Annotated in this window: 17 protein-coding genes and 1 pseudogene; 6 read left to right on the plus strand and 12 right to left on the minus strand. The window is 53.5% G+C overall.

What is annotated here, in order from left to right; genetic code table 11:
- Positions 1-82: 82 nt before the first annotated feature.
- From AC2FNE_RS15410 to AC2FNE_RS15445, 8 genes are all read right to left on the minus strand, one after another.
- Positions 83-760 (minus strand): ankyrin repeat domain-containing protein, encoded by a 678-nt coding sequence (locus tag AC2FNE_RS15410; RefSeq protein ID WP_170477428.1) that lies wholly within the window; start codon positions 758-760, stop codon positions 83-85.
- A gap of 104 nt (positions 761-864) precedes the next feature.
- Positions 865-1,731 (minus strand): dioxygenase family protein, encoded by an 867-nt coding sequence (locus AC2FNE_RS15415; protein WP_170477431.1) that lies wholly within the window; start codon positions 1,729-1,731, stop codon positions 865-867.
- A 10-nt stretch (positions 1,732-1,741) separates the two neighbouring features.
- Positions 1,742-3,046, minus strand: coding sequence for a TRAP transporter large permease (locus AC2FNE_RS15420; protein WP_496805743.1), 1,305 nt, complete (start codon positions 3,044-3,046; stop codon positions 1,742-1,744).
- A complete protein-coding gene (locus tag AC2FNE_RS15425) occupies positions 3,043-3,594 on the minus strand; it encodes a TRAP transporter small permease subunit (protein ID WP_170477436.1) in 552 nt (183 codons plus the stop codon). Before AC2FNE_RS15425 ends, AC2FNE_RS15420 begins: the two co-directional genes overlap by 4 nt.
- A gap of 30 nt (positions 3,595-3,624) precedes the next feature.
- Positions 3,625-4,698, minus strand: a complete 1,074-nt coding sequence (locus tag AC2FNE_RS15430) for a C4-dicarboxylate TRAP transporter substrate-binding protein (RefSeq protein WP_170477439.1) — start codon at positions 4,696-4,698, stop codon at positions 3,625-3,627.
- 38 nt (positions 4,699-4,736) lie between these two features.
- Positions 4,737-5,189 carry an OsmC family protein gene (locus AC2FNE_RS15435; RefSeq protein ID WP_170477441.1) on the minus strand — a complete coding sequence of 151 codons (453 nt, stop codon included), beginning with the start codon at positions 5,187-5,189 and terminating at the stop codon, positions 4,737-4,739.
- A gap of 18 nt (positions 5,190-5,207) precedes the next feature.
- Positions 5,208-5,873 (minus strand): malonic semialdehyde reductase, encoded by a 666-nt coding sequence (locus tag AC2FNE_RS15440; RefSeq protein ID WP_170477444.1) that lies wholly within the window; start codon positions 5,871-5,873, stop codon positions 5,208-5,210.
- Complete coding sequence (locus AC2FNE_RS15445) at positions 5,870-6,754, minus strand: fumarylacetoacetate hydrolase family protein (RefSeq protein ID WP_496805744.1); 885 nt, start codon at positions 6,752-6,754, stop codon at positions 5,870-5,872. The genes AC2FNE_RS15440 and AC2FNE_RS15445 overlap by 4 nt, the downstream gene beginning before the upstream one ends.
- An 84-nt stretch (positions 6,755-6,838) precedes the next feature.
- Here AC2FNE_RS15445 and AC2FNE_RS15450 point away from each other — a divergent pair, with 84 nt between their 5' ends.
- Genes AC2FNE_RS15450 through AC2FNE_RS15465 form a run of 4 tightly spaced genes read left to right on the plus strand, consistent with a single transcriptional unit; the run spans position 6,839 to position 10,753 of the window.
- The gene (locus AC2FNE_RS15450; RefSeq protein ID WP_170477450.1) at positions 6,839-7,225 is read left to right on the plus strand and encodes a YciI family protein; all 387 of its coding nucleotides are present in this window, start codon (positions 6,839-6,841) and stop codon (positions 7,223-7,225) included.
- A 42-nt stretch (positions 7,226-7,267) separates the two neighbouring features.
- Entirely contained in the window at positions 7,268-7,933 is a 666-nt protein-coding gene (locus AC2FNE_RS15455; RefSeq protein WP_170477453.1) for a GntR family transcriptional regulator, read from the plus strand.
- A 1-nt stretch (position 7,934) separates the two neighbouring features.
- A complete protein-coding gene (locus AC2FNE_RS15460; protein ID WP_496805745.1) occupies positions 7,935-9,233 on the plus strand; it encodes a malonyl-CoA decarboxylase domain-containing protein in 1,299 nt (432 codons plus the stop codon).
- The gene (locus AC2FNE_RS15465) at positions 9,230-10,753 is read left to right on the plus strand and encodes a malonate--CoA ligase (RefSeq protein ID WP_496773994.1); all 1,524 of its coding nucleotides are present in this window, start codon (positions 9,230-9,232) and stop codon (positions 10,751-10,753) included. Before AC2FNE_RS15460 ends, AC2FNE_RS15465 begins: the two co-directional genes overlap by 4 nt.
- Before the next feature lie 509 nt (positions 10,754-11,262).
- On the opposite strand, the gene AC2FNE_RS15470 is transcribed toward AC2FNE_RS15465, so the two are convergent.
- Entirely contained in the window at positions 11,263-13,203 is a 1,941-nt protein-coding gene (locus AC2FNE_RS15470) for a tetratricopeptide repeat protein (RefSeq protein ID WP_496805746.1), read from the minus strand.
- Between the two features lie 121 nt (positions 13,204-13,324).
- On the opposite strand from AC2FNE_RS15470, the gene AC2FNE_RS15475 reads away from it, so the two are divergent.
- Together AC2FNE_RS15475 and AC2FNE_RS15480 are read left to right on the plus strand one after the other, a co-directional pair.
- A complete protein-coding gene (locus AC2FNE_RS15475) occupies positions 13,325-13,570 on the plus strand; it encodes a hypothetical protein (protein WP_496805747.1) in 246 nt (81 codons plus the stop codon).
- Between the two features lie 188 nt (positions 13,571-13,758).
- A complete protein-coding gene (locus AC2FNE_RS15480) occupies positions 13,759-14,727 on the plus strand; it encodes a D-2-hydroxyacid dehydrogenase (protein ID WP_496805748.1) in 969 nt (322 codons plus the stop codon).
- A 251-nt stretch (positions 14,728-14,978) separates the two neighbouring features.
- Here AC2FNE_RS15480 and AC2FNE_RS15485 read toward each other — a convergent pair whose 3' ends face one another.
- The 3 genes and pseudogenes from AC2FNE_RS15485 to AC2FNE_RS15495 all read right to left on the minus strand — a co-directional run bounded on the left by AC2FNE_RS15485 (position 14,979) and on the right by AC2FNE_RS15495 (position 16,858).
- Positions 14,979-16,064 carry a DUF2652 domain-containing protein gene (locus AC2FNE_RS15485; protein WP_496805749.1) on the minus strand — a complete coding sequence of 362 codons (1,086 nt, stop codon included), beginning with the start codon at positions 16,062-16,064 and terminating at the stop codon, positions 14,979-14,981.
- Positions 16,065-16,285: 221 nt separating this feature from the next.
- Positions 16,286-16,652 (minus strand): annotated as a pseudogene (locus AC2FNE_RS15490) (recombinase family protein); the annotation flags it as partial.
- A 2-nt stretch (positions 16,653-16,654) separates the two neighbouring features.
- Positions 16,655-16,858: a DUF2924 domain-containing protein gene (locus AC2FNE_RS15495; RefSeq protein WP_496805750.1), complete on the minus strand. Its 204-nt coding sequence runs from the start codon at positions 16,856-16,858 to the stop codon at positions 16,655-16,657.
- Positions 16,859-17,201 lie beyond the last annotated feature (343 nt).

A 17,201-nucleotide genomic window follows, 5' to 3' on the forward strand; every position in this document is an offset into this window, starting at 1 on the left:
CATTGAAATCATGCCTGTTCTATCCAAGCTGCCATTGGCGCGTTTCAGGTGAAACTCGCTACTTCAGCCTGCTTGGTTGATTTCAGTCCTTTTTTCTTAGCCGATCTGCCATCTCAGAAAATCCGCGCAGTTCGGCATGTTCGAGTGGCGTAGTTCCGTTTCGATCAGCAATCGATCGGTCAGCACCCGCTGCCAACAACGCATCCAGAACTGCAAGATGATCCGAGCCGCCGTCACCAAGCACAACGGCTTCCATAACTGCTGTCCAGTGCAGATTGTTCACATGGTCCAAAGGCGCGCCAGCGGCGATTAGCCGTCGGACAATCTCTACATGACCGAGATGTGCGGCCGCTATGAGAGCCGTTCCGTCATAGGGGCTGGTTGTTAGGCCGGGATCGTTGCCTGACTCGATTGCGAGCGTCATCAATTCTGGATCGTTTGCAACGGCAGCAATAGTGACCACGTCGTAGGCCTGACCCTCAAGCGCATTCATGTCGGCACCGGCCTCAGCAAGTGCACGTAACGCTTCGTCCTCTGAAGCAAAGGCTGCCACATGAGCTGGCGTGCGTCCTCGCGAGTCCCGCGCGTTGACGTTTGCTCCCGCCGCTACGAGCTGCCGGATCACTTCTTCATTGCCGGTGTGAGCGGCTGAGAAGAGACCTTCGTAATTCGCGACCTCATCAACCGAAGGCGGCGTCTGCGCAGCGCTCGTGTTAGCGACGAGTCCTGTCACGAACGTAACTAGCAAAAGAAGAAACATGGCCAATCCTTGTACTTTCGCTCGTCAGCGATCGCTGCGCCGCAGAACAGCGCTGCACCTATGATGAAGGTATGTCTCAGCGCATCAAACATCCACAATAACGGTCAGATTTTGGCAAGCCTCACGTCGAAAGACACGTGCAAGAAGGGTTCGGCAATCTTTCCGGAAAGTTCCATTCCATCGGGAAATTCTGAAGCTGGTCGTTCCACATAGGTCATCACCAGATCGTCCCGAACGCCAAACACCGTATCCTGATCCAGATAGGGATCGTTGTCGGGGAAAATCTCGGTCACCAAAGATCGGTGGCCGGGTGCCTTGACGATATAATGCAGGTGCGAGGGTCGCCACGGATGGCGGCCACATGCCCGCAGAATATCCCCGACGGGCCCATCTGACGGTACGGTATACTCGACTGGTTTCACAGTGGTGAACGCGTACCGACCATCTTCACCAGTGGTCATCAGACCATGAAAAGAATATGTGTCCTGTTCTTCATCCTGACTGGCGTAAAGGCCATTCGGTGCCGTTTGCCAGATGTCGAGCTCAGCTCCGGCAATCGGATTGCCCTCTGTATCACGTACGACGCCTTCTGCAAGCAGCACCGTCCCACCGTAGTCGCGTTTCATGTCGCCACCGATAGGCAAAGCAGGCGCGCCAGAGACGTGAAACGGCCCCAATACGGATGAGCTGGTCGCATCAGGGCTGGAGTGCAGCATATCCACCAGCGACGACAGGCCCAGAACGTCCGAGGCCAGCACAAATTCATGCCGGTCCTCTGTTTCCACTGCGGCACATCCTTCCAGAAACGCGATTCCGGCGCGCCATTCTTCATGCGTCAGGTTGGTTTCTCGCGCAAAATCATGGAGGTGTTTGACCAGAGATCCCATGATTTCACGCATCCTCGGATCGGTGTCTTTGGACAGGTATCCCATGAACACGTCGGTGATATTGTCTTTGGTAACAGAGCGCATCTTGGCCTCCTTAAATCAGGGCAAGGCTGAGGATGGGGAATTCGATCAGAATGAACAGAACGATCAGCATCACAAACGCAAAGGGAAGTGCGCCCATGAACACGTCCTTGAGTGATATCCGGTCGTCGTTGATCGTGGATTTAATGACAAAACACGATATGCCCAAAGGTGGAGTCAAAAGCCCAATTTCAGCGCCGACAACGGTGACGATGCCAAACCAGATCAATGACATATCAATGGCTTCAGCCATGGGCAGGAACAGCGGGACAACGATCAGAATGATTGATGCCGTGTCCAGCAAAGTTCCCAGAAACAACATCAGCAGTACGTAAAGCAGCATGATCGCCCAGAAGGACGCCGAATTCCCCGCAAGCAAGTCCTGCAACTGATTGGGCAGCCCCGCCAGCCCCAGCATCCGGCTATAGATCGACGCGGCCGTGATTAGGAACAGGATCGCAGCCGTGATATGACCGGTCTCTAAGAGCGCGTTCCAGAATGCCTTCGGAGACATGGACTTGCGCAATACTGCGATGATCAGCGCAACCAGCGCCCCGGCTGCACCTGCCTCAACCGCCGTTAGCCATCCTGTGTAGATCCCGCCAAGCACGATGGTGATGATGAACACTGTCGGCAGGGTCTTGGACGCGACCTCGCGCCCGGACATCCATTCGGTGTCGTCGACGACCCGCCCTCCAACGAACGCCGGCGTGAATCGCCCCATGACCCAAATCGCGCCGACATAAGCGATTGCCAGCATAATCCCTGGAATAACCCCCGCCAGGAACATATCCCCTACGGACTGTTCAGCGACGAAGGAATAGATAATCAGCATAGCAGAAGGCGGGATAATCATGCCTAAAACTGAGGACCCAGCCACCACGCCGACGGCGAAGCGCGGATTGTAAGACTGCGCCATCATTTGAGGGACCGAGACTTTGGTGAATACGGATGCCGACGCAATTGACGACCCTGTAACTGCGGCAAAGACGGCGTTGGCTCCAACGGTTGCCATTCCAATACCGCCTTTGACCTTGCGAAACCGCATTGTCATGACTTCATAGATGTCCCTGCCCAACCCGGCCTTTGAGACGATGAGCCCCATGAAGGTAAACAGGGGAATGGTCGCGAAACTGTATTCCATCGCACTGTCGCCGACCGCAACTTTCAGCAGGTTGAGCGCAAGCGTGAAGTTGTCCCGCATCAGCCAGATCGACACGAACGAAACCACGCCCAGAGCAATCGGAATGTATACGCCTGCGTAAATCAGAAAGACAATGGCGACGACCGAGATCAGGCCAATCTCAATCGGCGTCATTCTGCAGCCTCATCATGTTCAGGGGTGCGGACAAGTTGCGGGCGGTCCTGCGCCGTGACGACCTTGAGCAGGAAAATCATGCAGGCAAGCGCAGTGCCGCACGCGATGACCAATTTGACCGGCCACCATGGGAGTGTGAAAAGACCCGGAACTCCGAAGTAGTCCTGCGTCTCCCACATATGAAGAAATTCAGGGAAGGTCACATAGGCAATCAATGCCATGAAGATCGCTGAGATGGCGTTTATGATGCGCCTCAGGTTTGCTGTCAGGCCGGGGCGGCGGTGGTGCATCAGGTTCAGGAAACCGTCCGAACGTGTCAGCCGGTCCACTCTGACCACGTCGGCCAATTGCAGAAAAACAATCATCACGACCGAAAACTGCACCATTTCGTAAGTGCCTCGAAGCGGAGCCGAAAACAGCCCGCGCGCAACGACGTCGACATTCAGAATGACCACCAATGCAAGGACGACGAGCGTGCCCAAGGCGTTGGCAGTGATTGCAAGCGAATTGGCGACCCGCGACAGGACGGCAACTGCGGTCTTCAGCATGTCTGGTCCCTTTCTCGGGTCGCCGAACGATTATTCGGCCGTCCAGTCGCGCACACCAGTGAAACCGGCATCCTGAAGCTTGCCGAGATAAGCGGCCAGCATATCTGTACCCTGCTCGCCGTTCTCATTCAGCGTTGCTGCCCATTCCTGCGCAACATTGGGCATCGAATTTGCCCACGCAGCGCGGTCTTCGTCCGAGATTTCAATGATCGATCCGCCAGCTTCTACAAAGGCATCTCGTGACGCTGCGGCTCGATCCATTGCAATGCCTGCCACGTGGTCACGGTAATCGATAGCCACGGCCTGGAGTACGTCTTTGACCTCGTCGGGCAGATTTGCCCAGTAATCGGCGTTGACGGTGACTGTTTTTGTATTCACCGCGCCAAGGTCTGCCTTCAACATGTAAGGGGCTACTTCTACGATTTTGAACGTCTTGGAAGCTTCCGGCCAAATCATCACGCAATCGACAAGGCCGGTTTGAACCATGTTGTAGAAATCAGTGAGGCCTCCGCGAACACCAGCCGCGTCCTTGATACCCTCGAGATATCGCAGGTTCAGGCCGGCACCCGCGATCTTGCGTCCTTCAAGGTCTGCAACTTTCTCGACCGGCTCTGAGCAGAACATCTGATATGTGTCGAGCACAACGCCCGTCGCCAGATAGACCTGATTTTGCGCAGCGAACTCATTCTGCATAGCCGGGTATTCTCGCGCGATCTCGTCAACTGCCTTGGCCACTGCGCGGGCATCCGACGCAACGAATGGTGTCGAGCCCGAGATCCCCTGGCTAGGCAGCTTGGATGAATGGAAGATGGTTGTGACGATGCCAATGTCCCCCAAACCCAGCTGTATGCCTTCCAGAACACCTTTGGGTTTCACGATTGAACCGCCATAGTTCTCCTGCCAGTTCATCTTGTAGTTGCCGGACTCGGCCAACCGCTTATCCACTTCGGGAATAAAAAAGTTTGTGAATTCTTTCACCCACAAGGCCCGATCCGGGTAACCATCAATTACGACGGCTGAAATGGTCTCTTCTGCCGCAACTGACAATGCCATAGTGCTTGCCACGGCAACACCCAGCAGATTGCGCTTGGTCCAGTTTTTCATTGTCTCTCCTCCCAGAAAGATGGGTCTTTCAATTTCCACTAGTTTGCTTTGACCCAGTTGACGGTCAGGTCGGTGCCTGCCGCTTCGAACAGTTTTGCGATGGCGCAATACTTGGTTGTTTCGTTGCCCACACGTGTCAGCTCATCCTGACTGCTCGGCGTCTCACAATTCACGGTGAGTTCAATTTCGGGAAACGGAACATCAATCTCTTCTTCCATCAGGACACCGCGCCGATCCAGCCTGCATTTCGCGTCGATTGTCACAGTGCCAAGATCAATTCCCAAACGGCGCGCGTTTTTATGCCCGATGACGTTGGTGCAGGCGATCAGCGCTACCATCGCGGTTTCAGTCGGAGACGGACCAAGATTTGTCCCGCCCCGCTCGACTGGTTCGTCGATAACCATATCCAGATCGCGTATTGGTATCTCAGTGCGCGCATGTGTCGGGCACCGCGCTGTCGTGCGGTAAGTCACGACGGGTTTCACTTTCATACCCACGGCAGCGCTTCCTCATGCATAAGAACAAACCTTTTCAAACGGAAATCGTGGAAGTTTGTGGAACAAACCTGTTTCATCGGCGTAGCCCAGATTGCAAAGAAAGTTCGACCTGAGCGTCGTGCCCGCGAAGAATTCCTCGTCGACGATCTTGTTTGAAAAACCCGACATGGCACCAACGTCCAGCCCGACGGCCCGGGCTGCGATCATGAAATAGGCACCTTGCAGAGTACCGTTGCGAAACGCAGTGTCGGCCACGTATTCCGGATTGTCCACAAACAGGGGCCGACGATCTTCGTGCGGGAAAAGAAAGGGCAGTTCCTTCCAGAACTCCATGTCATACGCAATGATGGCAGTAACCGGAGCGTCCATCATTTTAGGCACGTTCTTCTGTTTCAACGACTTGGCAAGCCGCTCTTTACCCTTGGCACTTTTCACGAAAACAAAGCGGGCAGGCAATGTGTTCATGCTGGTCGCGCCGTTGATCGCGATGTCGTATATCTCTTCAAGCAATTCGTCAGAAACTGGCTTGTCAGTCCATGCATAGTGGGACCTTGACTCGCGTAAGATCAGGGCGATCGCATCATCCGACAAACGGGGAATACGTTCGCGCAGATCGCGATGATCTTGCTGCGCTTTGGCGCGAAGTGCATCCAATTCTGCCCCGGTTGGTGCGCTCATGCTGCGGCCACTTTAGACTTGGCGTCCTTTTCGTCGATGACGGGGCTGGCGCATATGCCGATGCCCTCAATCTCGACCTCGACGGTTTCACCCGGCTTCAACCAACGTGGATTAGGCTTTTTGGCGTGACCAACACCTGGTGGCGTACCCAACGCAATCAGATCACCGGGCTCGAGAGTGGTATATTCCGAGATTGTCGCGATGACCTGAGGAACCCCCCAGATCATGTTGGCGGTGTTCGAGCTTTGCAGGATTTCGTCCCCCACACGGCTTTCGATTTTCAGGCCGGATGCTCCTTCGGGCAAGTCTTTAGGCGTTACGGTGAAAGGGCCGATCGCACCCGTGTCATCGAAGTTTTTGCCGGGCGTCCATTGAACTGTTTTACGCTGATAATCCCGCAGCGACCCATCGTTAAACACGGTGTAGCCAAAAACATAATCCAGCGCGTCCGCTTCCGAGATATGGCGGCCACGTTTTCCAACGATCAACATAAGCTCGGCTTCGTAGTCGAGTTTCTCGGAACAGGCTGGCCTCACCATAGGCTGCCCTGCCGCCATGATTGAGTTTTTCCCTCGCATGAAAAGTGTCGGGTACTCCGGTATATCGTAGCCGCCCTCCTTGATGTGGTCGGTGTAGTTCAACCCCATGCAAATAATCGTGCCAGGTGCCGCCACGGGCAAGGCTGGCACAATAGAAGACACGGCCACTCTGTCTGCTTCGGCGATTTTTTCGGCCAGTGAGTCGGCCAGTTCCGGATTGGCTATCAAACCCATCAAATCGAAACCGACGGCGGGATCCAAAGCCGTTAAATTCACAGCGTTTTCACCGCTCACGACAAAAACCGCTGTGCCTTCCGAAGTCTCTCCCACTAGGTATTTCATTTTCACCATCCATGTCAGTTCGCTTGATTTTTGCCGACTATTTTGTCATATGTCAAATAATATCGATATTTTGAGGAGACGCCAATGGTTGCTTGGGCAGACTACAAATCAGAAGCGAAAGGCCGGGGCGCACTTGCTTTGGAGCTTTACGTTGCGCACAGCACACCTGCCAAAGCGCCGGAAGACGTAAAGACATCTCTTCCAGATCATCTGGCATATCAGGCACAGCTTGAGCGTTCCGGGCAGTTGGCTTTTGCTGGGCCAATGTCAGATGAATCCGGTGAGCATATGCAGGGGATGGGTCTCATCATCTATAGGGCAGACTGTCTCGAAGCCGCCCGAAAGCTGGCAGAAGATGACCCGATGCACAAAAGCGGGGCGCGCAGCTTTGTGCTTCGGCGATGGATGATAAACGAAGGCTCACTGAACATCTCAGTCGGACTATCGACTGGAATGAGCGCTCTTAGCTAAGAGCTCCCATGAGATTGCGCCACGAAGAAGGGAAAGTCAGACATGGACGCCATGCTTGATACCGAGGGCAAAGAGACATCCGCCACTCATGGTGCGTATCGAAGGCTGAGAGCAATGATCCTGACTGGCGAGCTGCCGCCCGGTCAAAAGCTTAAGATCGAGCAGCTCCGCGGGCTGCTGGACACCGGCGCAAGCCCGGTTCGCGAAGCACTAAGCCTTTTGACATCGGACATGTTGGTGGAAAGAATTGACCAGCGCGGTTTCAGGGCGGCACCGGTAAGCAAATGCAACTTCGAGGAAATCCTTCTGTTGCGATGCAATCTTGAAGAAACCGCGTTGCGCGCGTCCATCGCCAATGCAGACTCAGCCTGGGAAGATAGGCTAGTTTTGCGGCACTACCACATGAAAAAGGCGGGCCAAAAAGGGGCGCACGACTTTGAAGACGCACACAAGGCTTTTCATATGGCCTTGTTGGACAATGCGAGGCTTCCTTTATTGTTACGGTATTGCTCGCAGCTCTACGACCTGAACATCCGCTATCGTTATCTGGCGGCTGGTGTGTCGAGTTACAAAAAGCGCGATATCAACGCAGAGCATCAGGAAATTCTAGACGCGGCACTGGATCGCGACGCAGAAGGCGCTAAGCGGCATTTGCTCGATCACTACCGTCGAACCGGTGAGTATCTGAGCAGTCAGATGGAGTCATGAAATGCAGCGGAACTGGTTTCTGGGCGATCTGCTTGATCAATTGTTCGACCGCCCCGGCAAGAAGCGGGGAAAAGATGACAAGCGATCCATATCAGAGCTGTGTGAAGCACTCTTGTCAGCAGAGGGTGAAGTATCGGGCTTCGTACTCGCATCCACGATCCTAGATCGATACCAAACCTTAGACGACCCGGAAAAACTGGACTTCTTCACCTATTTGAATGACCAGCTTGAGTTAGACGCGGATCAGCTTTCTGAAATGGCGCGCCGCTACGCCAAAGATAGAAGTGTCGATCTTTATAAAAGGCTTAGCGAGGCCGCCGAACCCCGACGGCAAGAACTGCTGCGCCGGCTGAATCAACCTTCTGGCGCGACGCATGAGCTTGTGGCAATGCGCGTCGCCCTGTTGAGTTTTCTCAGATCCAACCCCGAACTCAAACGCACAGATGTAGATTTCGTGCATTTGCTGCGAAGTTGGTTCAACCGGGGTTTTCTTGTCCTCAAACAAATCAGTTGGGATACACCAGCCCGCGTTCTGGACAAGATCGTTGCGTATGAGGCGGTTCATCAGATTAACGATCTAGACGACTTGCGGCGCAGGCTTTACCCGCCCGACCGTCGCTGTTTCGCGTTTTTTCATCCAGCAATGCCGGATGAGCCGCTGATTTTTGTCGAAGTTGCTTTGACGGCTGAGATTCCGAACGCGATTGATATACTTTTGTCCGAAGTTCGAGAACCGATCGAACCCGAACAGGCAAAAGTCGCAGCGTTCTACTCAATTTCAAACTGCCAACGAGGTCTATTGGGTATCAGCTTTGGAAACCTGTTGATCAAACAGGTTGTGACGGAACTCTCGCGCGAGCTTCCGGGCCTCGACACATTTGTGACCTTGTCTCCGATACCGGGGATGATCCGGTGGTTGGCTGGCGAAACAGGGCACCCCGAGCATGGCCATGCCGCTGAAGCCGTACTTGCGGGAACAGCCCCTCCGCAGGACGTTCGGGCGATGGCCGCCCGATACCTGTTATTCGCCAAGCGCGAAGATGGGATGCCGCTGGATCCCGTGGCTCGCTTCCACCTGGGTAATGGGGCCGAGCTTCATGAACTGCACGCCGAGGCCGATCCGTCGCAGAACGGACGATCCCAATCCGGCGGCGCAATGGTCAATTACCTCTACGATTTGAACAAGACAGAACGTCACCACGAAGAATTTGCGACTCACGCCACCATCGAAACCTCGCGTTCCGTGCGCGCGGCTTCAACCGCAGCACTTGCGGTCAGACCAAAGGAAAATACAGCGTGACTAACACTCTCTACGACAGCTTGTTTGCCAACCACGCGGGAAACAAGGCTCCGTTTCTTCAACTCGATGACGGTCAGTTGGTGTCATATGACGCGTTTCTGAACCGTGCCGCGCAGATCGCGCATGTTTTGAAGAACAGCGGAGTTTCTCCAGGAGACCGCATCCTTGTGCAGGCCCCAAAGCTGGCTGATACAATCGCGCTATACGCTGCTGCGGTTCAGGCAGGCGCTGTCTACCTGCCGCTTAATAATGCCTACACGTTGGCAGAATTGAAATATTTCATCGCCGATGCTCAACCTTCCATGATCGTTTGCGACAGCACCAACGAAATTGAGATCGGTAAACTGGCGACTCGCTTTGGCGCAAAGCTGCTGACCCTCGGCCGCGATACTTCGAGCCTGAGCCGCGAGGCTGACGCACAGCCCTGTGAGTTTGAAACCGTGGGTCGCGCCCCGGATGACCTTGCAGCTTTGCTTTATACGTCGGGAACCACGGGTCGCTCCAAGGGCGCAATGCTGAGCCATCAGAATCTTTTGTCTAATGCCCAAACTCTCGTGGAATTGTGGGGTATCACCAACACCGACCGTTTGATTCACGCGCTGCCGATCTTTCACACGCACGGACTTTTCGTAGCGATGAATACGTCGCTGCTCGCCGGTGCCAAAGTTCGGCTGATGGAAAAGTTCGACGCAAGCGCTATCGTGGAGGAATTGCCCAAGTCGACCCTTCTGATGGGGGTCCCAACTTTCTACACCAGATTACTGGCAGATGACGGTTTCACCAAACAGATCACACGAGGCATGCGCCTGTTCATTTCTGGTTCAGCCCCATTGCTGGCAGAAACCCATCTGGCGTTTGAAATGCGTACAGGCCACCGCATCCTAGAGCGCTACGGCATGACCGAAACGAATATGAACACCTCGAACCCCTATGGAGGTGAACGCCGCGCGGGAACCGTCGGCATGGCTCTGCCTGGCACCGAAGTGATTGTGACCAACCCTGAAACCGGGGACCCATTGCCACTGGGCGACGTAGGAATGATCGAAGTACGTGGGCCCAATGTATTCAAAGGCTATTGGCAGATGCCCGAGAAAACGGCGGCGGAACTACGTGAAAACGGCTTTTTCATGACCGGTGATTTGGGTCAATACAGCGAGGATGGCTACCTGTCGATTGTGGGCCGGTCAAAGGACCTTATCATTACCGGTGGTTACAACGTCTACCCCAAAGAAATCGAAGACGTCTTAAACGACATCGATGGCGTTCTGGAATCGGCGGTTTTCGGGATCCCCGACAACGACTTAGGGGAAAAGATCATCGCCACTCTGGTTGCTGAGCCAGGCGTAAAACTTGACACGGATCAGATTGCGGCAACCATCAGGGAAAGGCTCTCGCGCTTCAAACATCCGCGTCGCTACGAACTCGTCACGGAATTACCACGAAACACTATGGGGAAGGTTCAAAAGAACGTGCTACGCGAACAGCACGCTAAGAAGGAACCGTTGCCGGCTGCATCCTAATAGACCTGCCTAGAAACTCTAACAAACCAAGATGTTTTATACGGCAATACCACCCTTCGGACTGCCAAACTCGTTAAGAGATTCGCAATTGGTACGGGAACAGCAACATTAGGCCAAATCGGTTTTCAGGTTCGTCGCGATTATTCGACGATTGGACCTGCGTCGAATTTAGCTACGCGCCTATGTGAAGAAGCAAAAGATGATCAGATATTGATTTCTTAGGGGACTGCCCACCAGATTGATTTTGACCTGCGTCCGGCTGGCCCTTTCAGTTTGAAGGGCACTGGCGGCTCCGTCGTCGCTTTTGAGTTGTGAGATTTTTGTTCAAATTATTGACCGCATTGGGCTCAACGCAGTCACCTGACGGATTTACTCAGATAACCGGTTAGCGGTTTTGAGCGGACGTTCACCCCCGAAAACTCGGAGTTTCGCCCAGGAACGACGGCTCTCACCAAAAGCGGTCGCTCTTCCGAATCTTGGCTACGACCGGCTTGCGGACGAAGCTGACTTTAACTCAAACCCGCGGTCTTGAGGTTTTGAACAAGTTTTTTGCTTTGAGTATCGTTTGCAAAATCGGCGCCAGGCCAGGTGGCTATATCGAATTCCGGATGTACCCTCCTGATCTCCTCGACTTGCGCTTTGGCCGCTGCCTTTTCACCAGATTCCATGAGAGCGCCAAGCAGATACGGCCTGGCGAAAGCTGAGTTCGGTACGAGATCTACTGCCTCTCTAAAAGTATTGATTGCTGTCGGATATCTACCTTGCAAGTACTGGCACAATCCCAAAACCGTCACGTACCACATCGGCGGAATGGGCGTACTTGCAATCGCCCGTTGAACAATTTCTTCTGCTTCATCCGGATGACCGGAAAGAACCAGCGCATACGCGCTATTTGCTGCAATTTCAGGGTTTCGCGGATCGGCTGCAAGGGCGTCACGCGCAGTCATTGTTGCTTTCTTGAATTCCCCGGCAAACGCCTGTGCAAGACTGATCACGTTTAGCGAGTGAGTAAATGCGGGGTTGATATCCAATGCCTTCTGTGCCGCATTCATTGCATTTTCCAGGATCTCTGATTTGGGGAGCGTACGGCGGCCCATCATATAGTCCCCAATATATGAATCAGCCAACTCACCCCATGCGGCCGCGCAATCAGGATCAATCTCGAGCGCCTCGCGAAGCAAACGTCTCGCCTCCAAGTTATCTTCTTCGATCAGTGTGTTAACCAGAACATCTGCCCTCATCAGCTTGTCCCAGACCTCGTAGCTGTCGGTAAATTTCGCCAGAACGCGGATTTTTTCGCCTTCGCTCAGTTTTATTCTCATCTCGACAGTGATCTGCAGGGTTATGTCGTCCTGAACTGAAAAGACATCTTCGGCATTTCGGTCATAGTTTTCAGACCAGTATACTCGGCCGGTCAGCTCGCCGATGAGGCGTGCGCTTACGCGAATACGATTCTCTATTTTGCTTACAGAACCGACCAGCGCATAAACCTCTTCTTGATAGGCGGTTCTTGCGGTTTCGTCATATCGAACGGCGCCCTCCGACAAGCCCTGTGGAAGCACGACTACTTCCAGATCTCGGATCTGAGACAGCGCCGTCGTGATGTGTTCGCAAAGCCCTTCTGCGAAATACCTATTGTTTGCTTCAGGGGACAAATCTCTGAACTGGTACACACGGACCTTGGATCGGGATCCTTCAGGCAAAGCCTTTTCAGCCACTGGCTGTTCGGAATAATCCTTGTCTGGTACGGCTTTTTTCCTGGCTTCATCAAAAATCGCTCGTGTTTCGGGTTCGGGCCGAACGCCAAGCTCTTGTTGAAGCAAAGCATCTAACTTGTTGTAGTGACGCAGCACTGAGTTTGCTTGGCCAATAGCAAGTAAGGCGACCATGTAACGACGCTGGGAAACTTCATCTAACGCGTTGAGTGCGACCAGCTGTGACAAGGCGGCAGCTGCTTTTTTCATGTCCTTTGCATGTTCCGCTTGCGTGGCGATGTCCTCGACATACGCGCCAACAAGAGCTTCAAACCTAGATTGTTCGGTTGTACGCCAGACGTCATAGTCGCTTGAGATTCCGGTTAAATCATCAAGGAACATTTCACCGTTCGCGAAAGGCACCTGTCGGAGCAAACTTTCGTCAGTAGAGGTGCTTTCTAATCTTTGCAGATCTGTTTCAACGTGCTTTGAATTCAACGTGATCGTATCACGATTTACTGACAGGACATCGAAACCGGAAAGCGCTTTCCTGATCATGCTGACCGATTGGCGAAGGCTCGCGCGTCCAGCACCATCGACTGCACCGGGCCAAATCAACTCCACCAAGCGTTCTCGCGCGATGGGGCGGTCAAGATGCGACCCAAGAAATGCGAGCACGGCCCTGTCCTTTCGCCCAGAAAGCGAAATGACCGTTCCTTGGCCGTCTGTCACTGAAAACGCACCAATGGATCGCATGCTTAAAATCTTCTTGGTAACCATCGCCGATTTTACGCTTCTTTGACGTTTGTTTGCCGCGCAGTTTTACGCTTGGCACTGATTGTTCGGGGACAGAATACCCAAAGTGAGGAAAATCCAAATGCTCTTCTACGAAAGACCCCGTGATATCGCCAAGCAGATGCAGGAACTCGAACAGCGTTTCGAACTTTCGGGATACGACCACAGCGACAACAGTCTCACCGGTTGGCGCCGCGAATTGGTGGAGGCAAAGATCCAGCAAAACGAAGCAAATCTATCTGAAAACCTGACGAAACCTAGCCTGCTTTCACGCCTAATCAGTACGACAAGCGTTTGGTCACGCTTCAGTCTCCTCTCGACAGAATAATGTGACGACCAATCCATTGAAGAAGCGATCAAAGTTGTCCTCGTTGGAGTGTCCACACATACATATTTCAAAACAGTGTTCGCGAATGGGCTATTTTCATAGTCGTCGGGTCAACCGCTACATTCTTGCCTGAATTTGAGCGGGTTGACACTGCTATTAGGGACATTGAAACGTTAGAGGAAGGTCGAATGAAAATCGTAGTGAACGGTGCAAAGGCAATTGAGGATGTGCCCGGCCTGTTTCAAATTGCGGATCAGGTTGATGTCGTTGTTGCTTCAGACAGACGTAGACTGGCGGAGGCCTTGCCAGGCGCGGACATTCTACTTGGGTGGGATTTTCAGAGCCGCGATATGCAAGGTCTGTGGGAGCGGGCGGACAGCTTAAAGTGGATCCACTGGTGTGGGGCGGCGGTTGACCGGATTGCAGCGCCGGAGCTGACGGCTTCGGACATTCTGCTAACCAATGCGCGCGGCATCTTTGATGACGTTATGGCCGAATATATCTTGGCCTATATGCTCGCGGAATCCATGCGTTTGCGCGAGACATTCAAACTTCAGGAACAAAGGGTTTGGAATCCACGGATAATGTCGAAAGTTTCCGGGACAACGGCGGTTATTTTCGGTGTCGGATCAATTGGTAGAACTACTGCGCGGCTGCTGCGTTCAGTAGGGGTCAAAGTGTTCGGTGTGGGTCGGACTGCGCGGAATAGTGACCCGGATTTCGATGAGATTTTCGCATCAAGGAAAGAAGACCCCATTCTGAGCAGTGCCGATTGGGTAATCGCTTTGATGCCACTGACGCCTGATACCGTAAATTATTTCAATGCCGCTTTCTTTGCGAAGATGAAACCTAACGCCCGCTTTCTGAACTTGGGGCGTGGAGAAGAGGTTCATGAAGAATCCCTGATTGCTGCCTTGGGCCAACGGCAAATTGCCGGAGCCATGCTTGACGTTTTCTGGAATGAACCGTTGACCCACGAGCGAGCGGTCTGGCACGCTGCGAACATCGTTATTTCCCCGCATTCAAGCAGCTACTATGCTGAGTATGAAGAGGATATGGCTAGGCAATTTCTAGAAAACTTTGATCGCTTTACGCACGGCAAAACTCTGAAGAACGTCGTCGATAAATCGCTGGGCTTTGTGAGGTCTGGCACGTGACGCTCAAGTCCGCTTGGTCCTCAACTCAGACATAAATCTACCAAATTTCGCTACGCTTTGCACGAAATACCGCTTTCGCTAACGTTGGCTGAGACAAAACCTCGCTCACTCATGGCCGGTTTTTGAAAATTCTTACAGCAACTCGATCCCGATTAACCGGGCGGCTAACAACTCAGCGCAAAGAGTTTTCAAAGCGATCGGATGACTCACAATGATGGCGCCCACTAAATGCCGCTCAAGAGTCATTTTCATTACTCATGTTTCTTTTTATGAAACTCCAACGCCATATCGTCCAGAATACCGAAAGCCACCGGATAAAAATTTTCGAACAGATCGATTACTGCAGATTCCTCTGCAGGATGATGTTTGCCTTCAGCGTCAGTCAGCTGCCCCATCCGAAACACGATCTCTGTGCCTTCTTCTACAGGGACCAACTCATAAGTCTCAAGGTTTGTAAGGCCTTCGATGGACGAATTGTGGAGGATATCAGTCACGTATTCAAATGGATGCCAGTCAACAATCAGCATCTGGAAGTGAGCTGCTTCATGAACGCAGTGCAGGCGGACGCCGGCAGACGTTCGCGACGCATCCCCTTCCCGATAGGCATCCTTCAACATCATCCAGCGCATTTTGAGCCGGGGATCTGTAAGCATTTCCCAGGCCACAACCGGCGGGGCCTTCAGTAAGTGCCTAGTTGTGAACACGGCATCCTCGTCGGTAACGCGGACGGGGCCGACGATCTCCCGGTATCTTTGCCAAGCAGCCGCAAGGTCATAGACCCGCATGGGTACGTCACCAAAGTGCTCGAACTGAGCGCTGTACTGCATTAGTTCAGAGTTAATACCCATTGCCTGAAATGCATCTTCCGAGAACAGAGCGTAGCTACGGATACCGGTATCCTCCTTCACATCGGTCTTCGCCATGCGATGCACAAGTATGACGTCAGCACCGGAGATATCCTTCATCGGTCCGATCGACAGTTCTTCAAATTTTCCGTAATGCGCAAGGATCTTCAGATCGAGATCGGCTACGTTGCGACAAGCATTGCAGGGGCAGGTCGTGTTCTGCACAATGTTCCGACGGCGTTCGGCGAACGCCCGGTAAAGGCTTTCACATATGTTGAGAAAGGTTTCACCTGAAGGAAACGGCCCACTTGAATAAGCGAGAACAGCGTCACCTTCTAGCCCCCGCAACTTCATTGGGTCTTTCAGTTCACTAACAATCGCCTCAAGCAAAGAGCGGATGATTGGGTTGGCGTGTTCTAACTCTGACCGGGTTAGGTATCCTGTATAACCAGTAATATCGGCGATGAGCAGGTAACCTGTCTGTAAAGACATCCGAACATTCCCATTTGCGTTCCATCCCTTCACTGTAGCTACCGCCAGATCACCAAAAAAGCGAGTCTGCCTCTGTCCGGCATATCAAATAGACACGTCTGAGGCTGCAAAACCTGCTGTTTATTACCGGATGCAGCTAAGCAAGTGACACCGGCGCGTTTCCGTCGCTCCCCACGTCATGGAACTCTATGCGTTTGGCGGCACTTGGCGAATTGGGTTCAGCTGAACCGGCCCATGGACGAGGCCGTGTTGAAGGCTTGTGTGAGGGAGACAAAGGAACAACCAGCCTGACGAAGACGGCAAGGGATTGGGTCAGGCGGCCGATTTTTTAAACAACCACCATCTGCACGAGACCTGTGTTGAAATAGGCCAAGAGCTGCTACGGAGCGGACTTCTCAATCGCACCCCCCCAGATATACCGCCATCGTCGTATCTGGCCCTACAAGCAACCCACCCTTCGTGCCGCTGGCTGGCGATACAGGCGGCGCAGGCCTGGTGTTGGGCGTCGAGAGAGTTGAAGTCCTGATCGAGCCCTTCGTCGGAAGACTTCCTGGTGTAGATGGCGCAGCGGATCCGAGGTTTGCCCATGGTCAGGCTGACCTCTTTAGGCCTAAGAACCGCAGCCCCGACCACCGAGCGCCGGTGATGGTCCGGGTAATAGGTGACAGTGAGGTGTAGCACTTTCCGTTCCAGAGAAAGCCGCCGTCGACAACATCGACCACATGGGTCAGGCCATTCCATTCCCGGATCATCCGACAGCCGGGCTTGAGTGCGGGGCTCGGGGGGCAGGTCATCTAGTGCCGCCTTGGCAAGCCTGGCGACAAACCCTTTGGGCAGGCCGCCTCGCTCGCGTGCCTGCATTTCGAAGGCCAGGAACCGGCGCAGGAACGCGGTGCTGAGTCGTTTCGGGACGGGTGTGCCGAAGACTTAATCTCAGCCAGCGATCAGCGCCCCATGGTCCATGGTCTCGATCTCTGCCACGGTATGCCTCAACGCGCATCCTCCGGACTGCTGCTGATACGGTATATGGTCTTGTCAGTAGAACATTGCTTGAGCAGAGCAGGTCGATTGCATAGCGTTTAGGAATGACCAGCCCTGCCTCCTTCAAGTACTTCAAAACTAGCCCATAGATCATCC

The sequence above is a fragment of the Ruegeria sp. YKSD179 genome, assembly GCF_059612885.1.

Excerpts from the sequence above, each read along its gene's own strand:
- AC2FNE_RS15410 (WP_170477428.1), bottom strand. The coding sequence starts at position 760 with ATGTTTCTTCTTTTGCTAGTTACGTTCGTGACAGGACTCGTCGCTAAC.
- AC2FNE_RS15415 (WP_170477431.1), bottom strand. The coding sequence starts at position 1,731 with ATGCGCTCTGTTACCAAAGACAATATCACCGACGTGTTCATGGGATAC.
- AC2FNE_RS15420 (WP_496805743.1), bottom strand. The coding sequence starts at position 3,046 with ATGACGCCGATTGAGATTGGCCTGATCTCGGTCGTCGCCATTGTCTTT.
- AC2FNE_RS15425 (WP_170477436.1), bottom strand. The coding sequence starts at position 3,594 with ATGCTGAAGACCGCAGTTGCCGTCCTGTCGCGGGTCGCCAATTCGCTT.
- AC2FNE_RS15430 (WP_170477439.1), bottom strand. The coding sequence starts at position 4,698 with ATGAAAAACTGGACCAAGCGCAATCTGCTGGGTGTTGCCGTGGCAAGC.
- AC2FNE_RS15435 (WP_170477441.1), bottom strand. The coding sequence starts at position 5,189 with ATGAAAGTGAAACCCGTCGTGACTTACCGCACGACAGCGCGGTGCCCG.
- AC2FNE_RS15440 (WP_170477444.1), bottom strand. The coding sequence starts at position 5,873 with ATGAGCGCACCAACCGGGGCAGAATTGGATGCACTTCGCGCCAAAGCG.
- AC2FNE_RS15445 (WP_496805744.1), bottom strand. The coding sequence starts at position 6,754 with ATGAAATACCTAGTGGGAGAGACTTCGGAAGGCACAGCGGTTTTTGTC.
- AC2FNE_RS15450 (WP_170477450.1), top strand. The coding sequence starts at position 6,839 with ATGGTTGCTTGGGCAGACTACAAATCAGAAGCGAAAGGCCGGGGCGCA.
- AC2FNE_RS15455 (WP_170477453.1), top strand. The coding sequence starts at position 7,268 with ATGGACGCCATGCTTGATACCGAGGGCAAAGAGACATCCGCCACTCAT.
- AC2FNE_RS15460 (WP_496805745.1), top strand. The coding sequence starts at position 7,935 with ATGCAGCGGAACTGGTTTCTGGGCGATCTGCTTGATCAATTGTTCGAC.
- AC2FNE_RS15470 (WP_496805746.1), bottom strand. The coding sequence starts at position 13,203 with ATGCGATCCATTGGTGCGTTTTCAGTGACAGACGGCCAAGGAACGGTC.
- AC2FNE_RS15475 (WP_496805747.1), top strand. The coding sequence starts at position 13,325 with ATGCTCTTCTACGAAAGACCCCGTGATATCGCCAAGCAGATGCAGGAA.
- AC2FNE_RS15480 (WP_496805748.1), top strand. The coding sequence starts at position 13,759 with ATGAAAATCGTAGTGAACGGTGCAAAGGCAATTGAGGATGTGCCCGGC.
- AC2FNE_RS15485 (WP_496805749.1), bottom strand. The coding sequence starts at position 16,064 with ATGTCTTTACAGACAGGTTACCTGCTCATCGCCGATATTACTGGTTAT.
- AC2FNE_RS15495 (WP_496805750.1), bottom strand. The coding sequence starts at position 16,858 with ATGACCTGCCCCCCGAGCCCCGCACTCAAGCCCGGCTGTCGGATGATC.